This window comes from Pseudomonas sp. 32A (assembly GCF_052682255.1).
Map to the genome: position 1 here is coordinate 6,022,463 of NZ_JBQYLY010000001.1, position 14,007 is coordinate 6,036,469.

Annotated in this window: 7 protein-coding genes; all 7 read left to right on the plus strand. The window is 61.5% G+C overall.

From position 1 onward, the window contains the following. The first annotated feature begins 19 nt into the window (after positions 1-19). The 7 genes from tpx (at position 20) to ACUN0G_RS27765 (ending at position 13,989) form a co-directional block, all read left to right on the plus strand. Complete coding sequence (gene tpx / locus ACUN0G_RS27735) at positions 20-520, plus strand: thiol peroxidase (RefSeq protein ID WP_003207496.1); 501 nt, start codon at positions 20-22, stop codon at positions 518-520. Positions 521-749: 229 nt separating this feature from the next. Beyond that, positions 750-2,057, plus strand: coding sequence for an MdtA/MuxA family multidrug efflux RND transporter periplasmic adaptor subunit (locus tag ACUN0G_RS27740; RefSeq protein ID WP_445574894.1), 1,308 nt, complete (start codon positions 750-752; stop codon positions 2,055-2,057). Continuing rightward, entirely contained in the window at positions 2,054-5,155 is a 3,102-nt protein-coding gene (locus ACUN0G_RS27745) for an MdtB/MuxB family multidrug efflux RND transporter permease subunit (RefSeq protein ID WP_258346343.1), read from the plus strand. The genes ACUN0G_RS27740 and ACUN0G_RS27745 overlap by 4 nt, the downstream gene beginning before the upstream one ends. Continuing rightward, on the plus strand, positions 5,152-8,259 hold the full coding sequence (locus ACUN0G_RS27750; protein WP_445574895.1) for an efflux RND transporter permease subunit: 3,108 nt from the start codon (positions 5,152-5,154) through the stop codon (positions 8,257-8,259). Before ACUN0G_RS27745 ends, ACUN0G_RS27750 begins: the two co-directional genes overlap by 4 nt. 119 nt (positions 8,260-8,378) lie before the next feature. Next, positions 8,379-9,791 carry an efflux transporter outer membrane subunit gene (locus ACUN0G_RS27755; RefSeq protein WP_421551868.1) on the plus strand — a complete coding sequence of 471 codons (1,413 nt, stop codon included), beginning with the start codon at positions 8,379-8,381 and terminating at the stop codon, positions 9,789-9,791. Positions 9,792-9,917: 126 nt separating this feature from the next. Further along, entirely contained in the window at positions 9,918-11,726 is a 1,809-nt protein-coding gene (locus ACUN0G_RS27760) for a tectonin domain-containing protein (RefSeq protein WP_421551847.1), read from the plus strand. Between the two features lie 172 nt (positions 11,727-11,898). Beyond that, positions 11,899-13,989, plus strand: a complete 2,091-nt coding sequence (locus ACUN0G_RS27765) for a putative bifunctional diguanylate cyclase/phosphodiesterase (RefSeq protein ID WP_445574896.1) — start codon at positions 11,899-11,901, stop codon at positions 13,987-13,989. The last annotated feature ends 18 nt before the right edge of the window (positions 13,990-14,007 follow it).

Here is a 14,007-nt window from a genome sequence, read left to right on the forward strand (position 1 = left end):
CACTAGAAGGATTCCGTTCATGGCTCAAGTTACCCTCCGAGGCAACCCTGTCCAGGTCGAAGGCGATTTGCCGAAAGTCGGCGCCAAGGCGCCAGACTTCACCCTGACTGCTGGCGATCTGTCCGACGCGACCCTGGCGACCTTTGCCGGCAAGCGCAAAGTGCTGAACATCTTCCCAAGCGTTGATACCCCGACCTGCGCCACTTCGGTTCGCAAGTTCAACGCCCAGGTCAACGACGTGAACAACACCGTGGTGTTGTGCATCTCCACTGACCTGCCATTCGCCCAAGCGCGTTTCTGCGGTGCCGAAGGCCTGGAAAACGTGAAGAACCTGTCGGACTTCCGTGAGGCTGCATTCGCTGTCGACTACGGTGTTGCGATTGCCGATGGCCCGCTCAAAGGCCTGACCGCCCGCGCTGTCGTCGTGCTGGACGAGAACGACAACGTGCTGCACAGCGAACTGGTCAGCGAAATCGGCCAAGAGCCGAACTACGAAGCAGCCCTGGCTGTTTTGAAGTAACTGTAACTACGCGTGACTGTCGTTTTGCAGTAACACGCGTGATGCAGTATTGCGGCCTGGCCTAGTCCAGGCCGTTTTTATTTGTGCTTCAGACGCTTAGCCGGATAGTCAATGGACTAAGCCAAGAAGTTAAAAGTTGTAAGTCCAAGGTAAATAGCCGGTAAAGGCGCTTTTCTTAACGCGCCCCAGTGCTTATCTTTCAGCCTCCCGAAGAAGAAGCTCGCACCCAATGGTTGATCACTCCATGCAATCCACCCCTCGTCACTCCCGCCGCTGGCTGTTCGGCCTGCTCGTGCTGCTGGTTATTGCCGGCTTGTGCTGGAAGTTCTGGCCCGGCAGCCACAAAGACAGCGCCGAGAATAAGCCCGCCGGGCATGCCGGCAAGTCGGGCATGATGCGCCCGGGCTTTGGTGGGTCTACTGGCCCGGTGCCGGTGCGTGTGGCGCCTGCGGTGCAGGGGGAGTTCCCGGTGTACTACAAGGCACTGGGCACGGTCACGGCATTGAACACCATCAATGTGCGCAGCCGGGTAGGGGGAGAACTGGTCAAGATCGCCTTTGAAGAGGGGCAAATGGTCAAGGCCGGTGACTTGCTGGCGGAAATCGACCCGCGCAGTTACCAGAATGCCTTGCTTCAGGCCCAGGGCACGTTGCTGCAGAACCAGGCCCAGTTGAAAAATGCCCAGGTCGACGTGCAGCGTTATCGCGACCTGTATGCGCAGGACAGTATCGCCAAGCAGACCCTGGACACCGCCGAAGCGCTGGTGTTGCAGTACCAGGGCACGGTCAAGACCAACCAGGGCGCGGTGGATGACGCCAAGCTCAACCTCGAATTCACCAAGATCCGCGCCCCGATCACCGGGCGTGTCGGCCTGCGTCAGGTAGACGTAGGCAACCTTGTCGCCGCCAACGACACCACCTTCCTGGCAGTGATTACCCAGACCCAACCCATCAGCGTGGCCTTCACGTTGCCGGAAAACACCCTGGAAACCGTGCTGGCCCGCTATCACGCCGGCAACAAGCTGCCGGTAGAAGCCTGGGACCGTGGCGATGTGGCGCTGAAAGCCAGCGGCGTGTTGCAGAGCCTGGACAACCAGATCGACGTCACCACCGGCACTCTCAAATTCAAGGCGCGGTTCGATAACAAGGACCAGGCGCTGTTCCCCAACCAGTTCGTGAATGTGCACCTGCTGGCCGACACCCTGCATAACGTGGTGCTGGCGCCGTCGGCGGCGATTCAGTTCGGCAACAATGGCACCTTTGTCTACGTGCTCGATGGCGACAAGAAGGTCAAGGTACGTCCGCTGGTGATCGGTGACTCCGACGGCAACAACACCGTGATCAAACAAGGCCTGGCCGCCGGCGACCGCGTCGTACTGGAAGGCACCGACCGCCTGAAGGACGGCAGCGATATCGAAGTGGTCAACGACAGCACTGAAGTGCCGACCACGCCGCCCGAACACCTCCAGGGCCAGCCGGCAGCCAAGACGCAGCAAGGCCCGGCTGATGCCGGCAAGGCGCAAAAGGGCGGCGCATGAACCTCTCGCGGCTGTTCATCCTTCGCCCGGTAGCCACTACCCTGAGCATGCTGGCCATTGTTCTGGCCGGTGCGATTGCCTATCGCCTGTTGCCGGTCTCGGCCCTGCCCCAGGTGGACTACCCGACCATCCGGGTGATGACCCTGTACCCCGGCGCCAGCCCGGACGTAATGACCAGCGCGGTGACGGCGCCCCTGGAGCGTCAGTTCGGGCAGATGCCCGGCCTGACCCAGATGGCGTCCACCAGCTCCGGCGGCGCCTCGGTGCTGACCCTGCGTTTCAACCTCGACATCAACATGGATGTCGCCGAGCAACAGGTGCAGGCCGCGATCAACGCCGCCACCAACCTGCTGCCCAAGGATTTGCCGGCACCGCCGGTGTACAACAAGGTCAACCCGGCGGACACCCCGGTGCTGACCCTGGCCATCACCTCCAAGACCATGTTGCTGCCCAAGCTCAATGACCTGGTCGACACGCGCATGGCGCAGAAAATCGCGCAGATCAGCGGCGTCGGCATGGTCAGCATCGCCGGTGGCCAGCGCCAGGCGGTGCGGATCAAGGTCAACCCGGAAGCCCTGGCGGCCAACGGCCTGAACCTGTCGGATGTGCGCACGCTGATCGCGGCCTCCAACGTCAACCAGCCCAAGGGTAACTTCGACGGCCCTACGCGGGTGTCGATGCTCGACGCCAACGACCAGTTGGTCTCGCCCAAGGAATACGCCGAGCTGATCCTCGCCTACAACAACGGCGCGCCGTTGCGGCTCAAGGATGTGGCGCAGATCGTCGACGGCGCCGAGAACGAGCGCCTCGCGGCCTGGGCCAATGAAAACCAGGCGGTCTTGCTGAATATCCAGCGCCAGCCCGGGGCCAACGTCATCGAAGTGGTGGACCGGATCAAGGCATTGTTGCCGAGCATCACCGACAACCTGCCGGCCGGCCTGGACGTGACGGTGCTCACCGACCGGACCCAAACCATCCGCGCCTCGGTCCGTGACGTACAACACGAATTGCTGATCGCCATTGCCCTGGTGGTGATGGTGACGTTCCTGTTCCTGCGCCGCTTCAGCGCCACCATCATTCCGTCCATCGCCGTGCCACTGTCCCTGGTGGGCACCTTTGGGGTGATGTACCTGGCCGGCTTCTCCATCAATAACCTGACGCTGATGGCCCTGACCATTGCCACCGGGTTTGTGGTGGACGACGCCATCGTGATGCTGGAGAACATTTCCCGCTATATCGAGGAAGGCGAGACGCCCATGGCCGCCGCGCTCAAGGGCGCCAAACAGATCGGTTTCACCCTGATTTCCCTGACCCTGTCGCTGATTGCCGTATTGATCCCGTTGCTGTTCATGGCCGACGTGGTGGGGCGCTTGTTCCGTGAGTTCGCCATCACCCTGGCGGTGGCGATCCTGATTTCCCTGGTGGTGTCCCTGACCCTGACGCCGATGATGTGCGCGCGTTTGCTCAAGCGCGAACCCAAGGAAGAAGAGCAGGGCCGTTTCTACAAGGCCAGCGGTGCCTGGATCGACTGGTTGATCGAAGCCTACGGGCGCAAGTTGCAGTGGGTGCTCAAGCACCAGCCGCTGACCCTGCTGGTGGCCATCGCCACCCTGGGCCTGACCGTGGTGCTGTACCTGGTGGTGCCCAAGGGCTTCTTCCCGGTGCAGGACACCGGGGTGATCCAGGGCATTTCCGAAGCGCCGCAGTCGATCTCCTTTGCGGCCATGAGCCAGCGCCAGCAGGAACTGGCAAAGATCATCCTCGAAGACCCGTCGGTGGAGAGCCTGTCGTCCTATATCGGGGTGGACGGCGATAACGCCACCCTCAACAGCGGCCGCCTGCTGATTAACCTCAAGCCCCACGGCGAACGGGACCTCAGCGCAGCACAGATCATCACGCGCCTGCAACCGCAACTGGACAAGCTGGTGGGTATCCGCCTGTTCATGCAGCCGGTGCAGGACCTGACCATTGAAGACCGCGTCAGCCGCACCCAGTACCAGTTCAGCATGTCCTCACCGGACGCCGAGTTGCTGGCGCTGTGGAGTGACAAGCTGGTGCACGCCCTCAGCCAGTTGCCGGAACTCTCCGACGTCGCCAGCGACCTGCAGGACAAAGGCTTGCAGGTGTACCTGGTGATCGACCGTGACGCGGCTTCGCGCCTTGGTGTGTCGGTGTCGACCATCACGGATGCACTGTACGACGCCTTTGGCCAGCGACAGATTTCCACCATCTACACCCAGGCCAGTCAGTACCGTGTGGTGTTGCAGGCGCAATCCGGTGAAACCCTCGGCCCGGACGCCCTGAACCAGATCCACGTGAAAACCACCGACGGTGGCCAGGTACGGCTGTCGAGCCTGGCCCACGTGGAACAGCGTCAGGCCCAGTTGGCGATTGCGCATATCGGCCAGTTCCCGGCGGTGATGATGTCGTTCAACCTGGCCCCCGGCGTAGCGCTGGGCAAGGGTGTGGAACTGATCAACCAGGCGCAGAAAGACATCGGCATGCCCGTCGGCGTGCAGACTCAATTCCAGGGCGCGGCCCAGGCGTTCGAGGCTTCGCTGTCGAGTACCTTGCTGCTGATCCTGGCGGCGGTGGTGACCATGTACATCGTGCTGGGCGTGCTCTACGAGAGCTACATCCACCCGATCACCATTCTCTCGACCTTGCCCTCGGCAGCGGTGGGGGCCTTGCTGGCCTTGCTGCTCAGTGGCAACGACCTGGGGATGATCGCGATCATCGGCATCATCCTGTTGATCGGTATCGTGAAGAAGAACGCGATCATGATGATCGACTTCGCCCTCGACGCTGAGCGCAACCAGGGCCTGGACCCGCAAACCGCGATCTACCAGGCGGCACTGTTGCGTTTCCGGCCGATCCTGATGACCACCCTGGCGGCGCTGTTCGGTGCCGTGCCGTTGATGCTCGCCACCGGTTCCGGTGCGGAGCTGCGTCAGCCCCTGGGCCTGGTGATGGTCGGCGGGCTGCTGGTGAGCCAGGTGTTGACCCTGTTTACCACCCCGGTGATCTACCTGTATTTCGACCGCCTTGGCCGTCGCTGGCGCAAAGAGCCCGTGCGCCTGGAGCCGGTTGAGCCATGAACCTGTCCGGACCTTTCATTCGCCGGCCGGTCGCGACCATGCTGCTGAGCCTGGCGATCATGTTGCTGGGCGGCGTCAGCTTCAACCTGCTGCCGGTGTCGCCATTGCCGCAGATCGACTTTCCGGTGATCGTGGTGTCGGCCAGTTTGCCGGGGGCCAGCCCCGAGGTGATGGCGTCGACGGTGGCCACGCCGCTGGAGCGCTCCTTCGGCGCGATTGCCGGCATTACCACCATGAGCAGTTCGTCGAGCCAGGGTTCGACCCGGGTGATCCTGGCGTTCGACTCCGATCGCGACATCAACGGCGCGGCGCGGGAAGTGCAGGCGGCCATCAACGCCTCGCGTAATCTGCTGCCCAGCGGCATGCGCAGCATGCCCACCTACAAGAAAATCAACCCGTCCCAGGCGCCCATTATGGTGCTGTCCCTGACGTCGGACGTGTTGCCCAAGGGCCAGCTGTACGACCTGGCCTCGACCATCCTGTCCCAGAGCCTGTCCCAGGTGCCGGGGGTGGGTGAAGTGCAGATCGGCGGCAGCTCCTTGCCCGCCGTGCGGATCGAACTCGAACCCAAGGCCCTCGACCAGTACGGCGTGGCCCTGGACGATGTGCGTAACACCATCGCCAATGCCAACGTGCGCCGGCCCAAGGGTTCGCTGGAAGACAGCCAGCGCAACTGGCAGATCCAGGCCAACGACCAGCTGGAAAAGGCCAAGGACTACGAACCGCTGCTGATTCGCTACCAGAACGGCGCGGCCTTGCGCCTGGGGGATGTGGCGAAGATCAGCGACGGCGTCGAGGACCGCTACAACAGCGGCTTCTTCAACAACGACTCGGCGGTGCTGCTGGTGATCAACCGGCAGTCCGGTGCCAACATCATCGAGACCGTGAAGCAGATCAAGGCGCAATTGCCGGCCTTGCAGGCGGTGTTGCCGTCCAGCGTCAAGCTGAACCTGGCCATGGACCGTTCGCCGGTGATCACCGCCACCTTGCACGAAGCCGAGATGACGTTGCTGATTGCCGTGGCCCTGGTGATCCTGGTGGTGTACCTGTTCCTCGGTAACTTCCGTGCCTCACTGATTCCCACCCTGGCGGTGCCGGTGTCGCTGGTGGGTACGTTTGCGGTGATGTACCTGTTCGGCTTTTCCCTGAACAACCTGTCGCTGATGGCGCTGATCCTCGCCACCGGCCTGGTGGTGGACGATGCCATCGTGGTGCTGGAGAACATTTCCCGGCACATCGACGAAGGCGTGCCGCCGATGAAGGCGGCGTACCTGGGGGCCCAGGAAGTCGGCTTCACCTTGCTGTCGATGAACGTCTCGCTGGTGGCGGTGTTCCTGTCGATCCTGTTTATGGGCGGGATCGTCACCAGCCTGTTCCGCGAGTTTTCCATCACCCTGGCGGCGGCGATCATCGTCTCGCTGGTGGTGTCGCTGACCCTGACCCCGATGCTCTGCGCCCGCTGGCTCAAGCCCCATGTCAAAGGCCAGGAGACAGGCTTGCAGCGCTGGAGCCAGAAGATCAACGACCGCATGGTGGCCGGCTACGCCCGCAGCCTGGACTGGGTGCTGCGCCACAAGCGCCTGACGCTGCTCAGCCTGTTCGTGACCATTGGCGTCAACGTCGCGCTGTATGTGGTGGTGCCGAAAACCTTCATGCCCCAACAGGACACCGGACAACTGATCGGCTTTGTGCGCGGCGATGACGGGCTGTCATTTACCGTGATGCAGCCGAAGATGGAAATCTTCCGCAAGGCGGTCCTGCAGGATCCCGCCGTATTGAGCGTGGCGGGGTTTATTGGTGGCAACAGCGGCACCAACAACGCAGTGATGCTGGTGCGGCTCAAGCCTATCAGCGAACGCAAGATTTCCGCCCAGGCGGTAATCGAGCGCATGCGCAAGAACGTGCCACTGGTGCCCGGTGGGCGCCTGATGCTGATGGCTGACCAGGACCTGCAATTTGGCGGCGGTCGCGACCAGACCACCTCGCAGTATTCCTACATCCTGCAAAGCGGCGACCTCGCGGCCCTTCGTCTGTGGTACCCGAAAGTGGTCGCCGCGCTGCGTGAGCTGCCGGAACTGACCGCCATCGATGCCCGTGAAGGGCGCGGCGCGGCCCAGGTGACGCTGATTGTCGACCGCGACCAGGCCAAGCGCCTGGGCATTGATATGGACATGGTCACCGCCGTGCTCAACAACGCCTACAGCCAGCGGCAGATTTCCACCATCTACGACAGCCTTAACCAGTATCAGGTGGTGATGGAGGTCAATCCGAAGTACGCCCAGGACCCGATCACCCTGAATCAGATGCAGGTGATCACGTCCACCGGTGCCCGCGTCCCGCTGTCGGCGATCGCCCACTATGAGAACAGCCTGGCGGACGACCGGGTCAGCCATGAAGGCCAGTTTGCCTCGGAAAATATTGCGTTCGATATGTCACCCGGGGTCACCGTGGAGCAGGGCACGGCCGCCATCGAGCGGGCGATTGCCAAGGTCGGCCTGCCTGAAGATGTGATCGCGAAGATGGCCGGTACGGCCGACGCCTTCGCCGCCACCCAGAAAGGCCAGCCGTTCATGATCCTCGGTGCGCTGGTGGCGGTGTACCTGGTACTGGGGGTTCTGTACGAGAGCTACATTCACCCGCTGACCATTCTGTCGACCTTGCCGTCGGCCGGGGTGGGCGCCTTGCTCTCGATCTATCTGCTGGGGGGCGAGTTCAGCCTGATCTCGCTGCTGGGGCTGTTCCTGCTGATCGGGGTGGTGAAGAAAAACGCGATTCTGATGATCGACCTTGCGCTGCAACTGGAGCGCAAGGACGGCATGAGCCCGCTGGAATCGATTCGCGCCGCTTGCCTCGTGCGGTTGCGCCCGATCCTGATGACCACCCTGGCGGCGATTCTGGGCGCTGTGCCGTTGCTGCTCAGTAGTGCCGAAGGCGCGGAAATGCGCCAGCCCCTGGGCCTGACGATTATCGGCGGGCTGGTGTTCAGCCAGATCCTGACCCTCTACACCACGCCTGTGGTTTACCTTTATCTCGACCGCCTGCGCCACCGTTTCAACGGCTGGCGCGGAGTGCGTACCGATGCTGCCCTGGACACTGCGCTATGACCGATTCAACGCGTTCCCCTGTAGGCGCGAGCTTGCTCGCGAAGGGCGACAACGATAACGCTGGCATCCTGAATGAACCTGGTGTTCTCAGGCTTTTCGCGAGCAAGCTCGCTCCTGCAATGGGCCTCGTGCTGATGCTCAGCGCCTGCGCCGTCGGCCCGGACTACAAACGCCCCGAATTGACCGAACCGGCCCAGTACAAGGAAGCCCAGGGCTGGCGCCAGGCCGCGCCCAGCGATTCGTTGGCCCGAGGGGCCTGGTGGGAGCTGTACGGCGACAAACAACTCAATGAGCTGGTAGAAAAACTCAACAGCTCCAACCAGACCGTGGCCCAGGCCGAGGCGCGTTATCGCCAGGCTGCCTCGCAGGTGCGCAGCGCCCGTGGTGCGTTCTTCCCCACGGTTGACCTGAGTGCCTCGAAAAGCCGGGCCAGCCAGGGAACCGGCAGCAGTAACGCGAGCCTGAGCAGCTCCAGCAGCGGTATCCGCGACACCTTGAACGCCCAATTGGGCGTGAGCTGGGAAGCCGATATCTGGGGCAAATTGCGCCGGGGCCTGGAAGCCAATGAAGCCAGCGCCGAAGCCAGCGCAGCGGACCTCGCGGCGATGCGCCTGAGCCAGCAATCGGAGCTGGTGCAGGATTACCTGCAACTGCGGGTCATGGACGAACAGACCCGTCTGCTGCAAGCCACGGTGGACACCTACCAACGTTCCCTGCAAATGACCCAGAACCAATACCGCGCCGGTGTCTCGGGCAAGGACGCCATCGCCCAGGCCCAGACTCAGCTGAAAAGCACCCAGGCCAGCATGATCGACCTGATCTGGCAGCGGGCGCAGCTGGAAAACGCAATTGCCGTGCTGATCGGTGTGCCGCCGGCCAACTTCAACCTGGCGGTGAGCAAAGACATTCCGGCGCTGCCGCAGATTCCGGTGAGCCTGCCGTCGCAACTGCTGGAACGCCGACCGGATATCGCCCAGGCTGAGCGCTCGGTGATTGCGGCCAACGCCAATATCGGCGTGGCCAAGACCGCCTACTACCCGGACCTGACCCTGAGCCTGGCCGGCGGCTATTCCAGCAGCACCTACGCCGACTGGATCAGCCTGCCGAACCGCTTCTGGTCGGTGGGACCGAAACTCGCCATGACCCTGTTTGACGGCGGCCAGCGTTCGGCGGAAGTCGACCGCGCCGAAGCGTCCTACGACGAAACCGTGGCCAAGTACCGCCAGACCGTACTCGATGGTTTCCGCGAAGTGGAAAACTACATGGTCCAGCTCAAGGTCCTGGAAGACGAGGCAGTTGTCAGCAACGAAGCCCTCGACGCAGCCCGGGAATCCCTGCGCCTGACCCAGAACCAGTACAAGGCCGGTCTGATCGCTTATCTTGATGTGGTCACCGTGCAAGCGACGGCCCTGAGCAACGAGCGCACGGTGCTGACCCTGCTGCAAACCCGTTTGGTTGCCAGCGTGCAACTGATCGCCGCGCTGGGCGGTGGTTGGGATGGGCAGATGGATGACTTGCAGGTGAATAAATGACAGCTGGACCCTTATACACCTGTCAGAACTGACAGTAGACGAGATGTGCGTATGTTCGTAGCGTAATTCTGGCTGCTCATTCCTTCTGGAAAGCGTCAGCACGAATTCCGGCCTAGGGGCACATCCATGTATCAAGTATCCGGTCGCACATCATTTTTTCGGCAATTCGGTATCAACCAAATGGCACTCGTTGTGCTGTTGATGCTGTTGGTTTCATTGAAAGCCTGGTGTGTTGAGGGAGAGTGGACGCGTATTCCCTGGGGCCCGACAGCTTCGCCCATGGACATTTCCAGCAGCGCCGGAAAAATGTGGGCTATCGACGTCACTGGAAAAATCTATGAGTTCAACGGCTCGGCCTGGGTGCTGAGACCTGGCAATAGCGGCAAATACATTTCCGTCAGTCCTGACGGTGATGTTTGGTTGGTCAACACCGTTGGCAAAATATACCGCTGGGTATCCGGTAGTTGGCAGCAAATATCGGGTGAAGCGGATGACATATCGGCCGCCCGTGGCGGGGTGTTATTCGCCGTTGAATCCGATGGTACGCCCAAGCAGTTCACTAGCCCGGGGCAACAGTGGACGCGGCTTCCAGGGAAACTGGTCAACATTGCAGCCGCGCCCAACGGTGAAGCGTGGGGCTACAACTCGACCCATTTGATTTACAAGTGGGTCCACAACCAATGGCAATCGATACCAGCGCCTTCCGGTGTCGGTGCTCTTGCCGACTTGTCGGTAGGCGATGACGGAACGGTTCTGCTGGTCAACTCCGCTGGAAATATCTGGAACTGGGTAGCTGCCGAGTCTCGCTGGAACCTGCTCCGGGGAGATGCCAGCCGCGTTTCGGTGGTGAATATCAACAATGTCGTTGTGATCAATCACGGCAACGGTTCGATTTGGCAACTGGCGCGTCGCTCATCGATAGATATGCTGGTTGTGCATGCTCACCCAGATGATGAGGGCATCTTTGGCGGTGGAATATTGCCTGTATACGCACAAGCGCAAGGCAGGCAAGTGGCTGAGTTAGCCATGGTCAGCCGCAACGCCAATGGCAGTGCCCCGTTGACCTCCGGCTCACGGAATCGAATGCAGGAGTTGCGTAATGCGGACGACGTGTACGCAGGTCAACTCGATCGGGATCTGGGGCTGTATGCGCCGGGTCTTTACCGTACGGGAAATATTCTTCTAATCGATGGTGGTTTTGTCGACACCGGCTGCTGCGGAGCCAACCCGGACCAGTCCTGGGGCAAAAATGGGCGAGGCTGGGGAACCTCATCGGCAGTGACACAGGTGACGCCTGGGTTCGGCAATACGGTCGGTATGGCATCTGGCCGGGAGGCCGCGGCTTGGGTGATTGCCCGCACGATTCGCCGTTATCACCCGCTGGTATTAGTCAGCGTGCACAACTTTACGGGCGATTATGGCCATTCCAATCACACCGCTACGGCGATTGGCGTTGTTGATGGAGCAAGATTGGCGGCTGATGCGACGGTAGATATTGACGGGCTGGAACCTTGGCAGGTCCGGAAACTGTATGTACGTGGCTCACCCGATACTAACTATTACGTTGACGGAGATCCTGCCAAGGGCCGCATTGTCTGGGGAAACTTCACACCTGCAAACAGCGTTAATGGGTTTTTTCATCTGCTGTCTGAATCGGCGCGGATCGCTGGCAGTACACCGCGTGAGGTCACCAATGTTGGATTGCTCCAGCACATATCGCAGGGGCGCGAGCAGGCGGCGACAGTTTTCGCCGCTACCAGGTTTGACCCCAATTATTCCGAGTGGTGGACACTGTACAGCTCAACTGTCGGTGCCGACTCGTTGAGTACCTTCCTGGTGCCAGGGGACCGTTCGGCAACTCGCTATCAGCAGTGGGGCAGTACCAGTTTTTTTGACCACCTCCTGATACCAGGATCGGTCGACGCAAATCCCTGAATAGGTATTAAATCCTGGTGCTTACGGTGCTTTTGAGCCAGTAGATTGGCGTCAAATTCTGAATGATGGCTATACGATAATATTTCAGGTGTACAAGAATTAATCTCGCTACAATCCCCGACTTTTCACCCTGGCACGGAGGCCGTTTGGCCCATTGGTCACGAGAAGTCCCATGCTCACCGGTAGTTATTCCCCCGCCCTGGTCCTGATTTCCCTGTTCGTTGCGATACTCGCGTCCTATACCGCGCTGGACCTGACCGGCCGTATTGCCACGGCCAAAGGCCGCGCCGTCTATCTGTGGATGGTCGGCGGTGCGCTGGCAATGGGTGTGGGCATCTGGTCGATGCACTTTATCGGCATGCTCGCCTTTCGCTTGCCCATCCGTCTGGGCTATGACATCGACATCACGGCGCTGTCATTGCTGATCGCAGTCCTTTCCAGTGGTTTTGCCTTGTGGCTGGTGAGCCAGCCGCGCCTGCCCGCCTGGCAGCTGGCGTTTGGCGCGCTGATCATGGGCGCCGGCATCAGCGCCATGCATTACACCGGCATGGCCGCGATGCGCATGACGCCCGGCATCGACTACGACCCTACGCTGTTCACCGCCTCCCTGTTGATTGCAGTGGGTGCTTCGGCGGCGGCCTTGTGGATCGCCTTCAATCTGCGGCGCAACACACCTTACGTGCGTTTGGCCCGGGGCGGGGCGGCGATAGTGATGGGCGTGGCCATTGTCGGCATGCACTACACCGGCATGGCCGCTGCGCGTTTCGCCGATGGCAGTTTTTGCGGCGCAGCCCTGACTGGCCTCAGCGGCAAGGGCCTGGATAACCTGGTGCTGGTGACCACCCTGGCGGTGCTGATCATTGCGCTGCTGACCTCGCTGGCCGATGCGCGCCTGGAAGCCCGCACCGCCGTGTTGGCCGACTCCCTGACCCAGGCCAACCACGAACTCACTCACTTGGCCCTGCACGACATGCTCACCGGCTTGCCCAACCGCACCTTGCTCGCCGACCGGATTCAACAGGCGATACAGCGGGTGAACGAGGAGGGTGGTTGCTTCGCGCTGATGTTTATCGACCTGGATGGTTTCAAGCCGGTGAACGATGCCTTCGGTCACCATATGGGCGACCAGTTGTTGCAAGAGGTCGGCCTGCGCCTGCGGGAAGACTTGCGCAGCCAGGACACCTTGGCCCGCATCGGCGGTGACGAGTTTGTCTTGCTGGTGCAGTTGACCCAGCCCGAGGACGCGCTGCGCCTGGCCGAGCGCCAGGTGGGCTTGATCAACCAGTCGTTCCGCGTGGCCGAGCACGAGTTGAAGATCTCCGCCAGCATCGGTATCGCGCTGTTCCCCGGCAACGGCGCCACGCCCCAGGAACTGCTGATGAACGCCGACGCGGCGATGTATCACGCCAAGGGCATGGGCAAGAACGGCTACAGCTTTTTCGATGTGTCGATGAACACCAATGCGCGCAAACAACTGCAACTGCTGCAGGATTTGCGCAACGCCATGGAACACGAACAGTTCCGGCTCTATTACCAGCCCAAGTTCGACGCCCTCAGCGGCCGTCCGGTCGGTGCCGAGGCGCTGCTGCGCTGGGAACACCCGCAAGACGGCCTGCTGCTGCCGGACAAGTTTATCGAGCTGGCGGAAAAGACCGGGCTGATCATCCCCATCGGCGACTGGGTGCTCAATGAAGCCTGCCGCCAGATGCAGGTGTGGTACGCCCAGGGCTATCAGGACTGGCGCATCGCGGTGAATCTGTCGGCGTTGCAGTTCTGCCATGCCGGGCTGGTCAAGAGTGTCGCCAATGCCCTGGAGCGCCACCGGTTGCCAGCCAACAGCCTGACCCTGGAAATCACCGAGACCACCGCCATGAGCGATGCCGATGCGAGCATGACGGTGTTGCAGAAGCTCTCGGACATGGGCGTCGACCTGTCCATCGACGACTTTGGTACCGGTTATTCGAGCCTGATGTACCTCAAGCGCCTGCCGGCCAATGAACTGAAAATCGACCGTGGGTTTGTGCGCGATCTGGAGCACGACAGTGACGATGCCGCCATCGTCTCGGCGATCGTCGCCCTCGGCCAGGCCCTGGGCCTGCGAATCGTTGCCGAAGGGGTGGAGACCGATGTACAGCAGCGTTTCCTGACGCGTTTGGGTTGCGATTCCCTGCAAGGTTATCTGCTGGGCCACCCGCTGCCGGCGGACAAGTTCATGATGGACATTGAAAAAGCCAGCGCCGAGGTGGTCGGCCTCACTCCTTGAGTGGCGCCCAGACCTGTT

What these genes read in the sequence shown, in the direction of transcription:
- ACUN0G_RS27745 (WP_258346343.1), top strand. Translation starts at nt 2,054, where the DNA reads ATGAACCTCTCGCGGCTGTTCATCCTTCGCCCGGTAGCCACTACCCTG.
- ACUN0G_RS27760 (WP_421551847.1), top strand. Translation starts at nt 9,918, where the DNA reads ATGTATCAAGTATCCGGTCGCACATCATTTTTTCGGCAATTCGGTATC.
- ACUN0G_RS27750 (WP_445574895.1), top strand. Translation starts at nt 5,152, where the DNA reads ATGAACCTGTCCGGACCTTTCATTCGCCGGCCGGTCGCGACCATGCTG.
- tpx (WP_003207496.1), top strand. Translation starts at nt 20, where the DNA reads ATGGCTCAAGTTACCCTCCGAGGCAACCCTGTCCAGGTCGAAGGCGAT.
- ACUN0G_RS27765 (WP_445574896.1), top strand. Translation starts at nt 11,899, where the DNA reads ATGCTCACCGGTAGTTATTCCCCCGCCCTGGTCCTGATTTCCCTGTTC.
- ACUN0G_RS27740 (WP_445574894.1), top strand. Translation starts at nt 750, where the DNA reads ATGGTTGATCACTCCATGCAATCCACCCCTCGTCACTCCCGCCGCTGG.
- ACUN0G_RS27755 (WP_421551868.1), top strand. Translation starts at nt 8,379, where the DNA reads ATGGGCCTCGTGCTGATGCTCAGCGCCTGCGCCGTCGGCCCGGACTAC.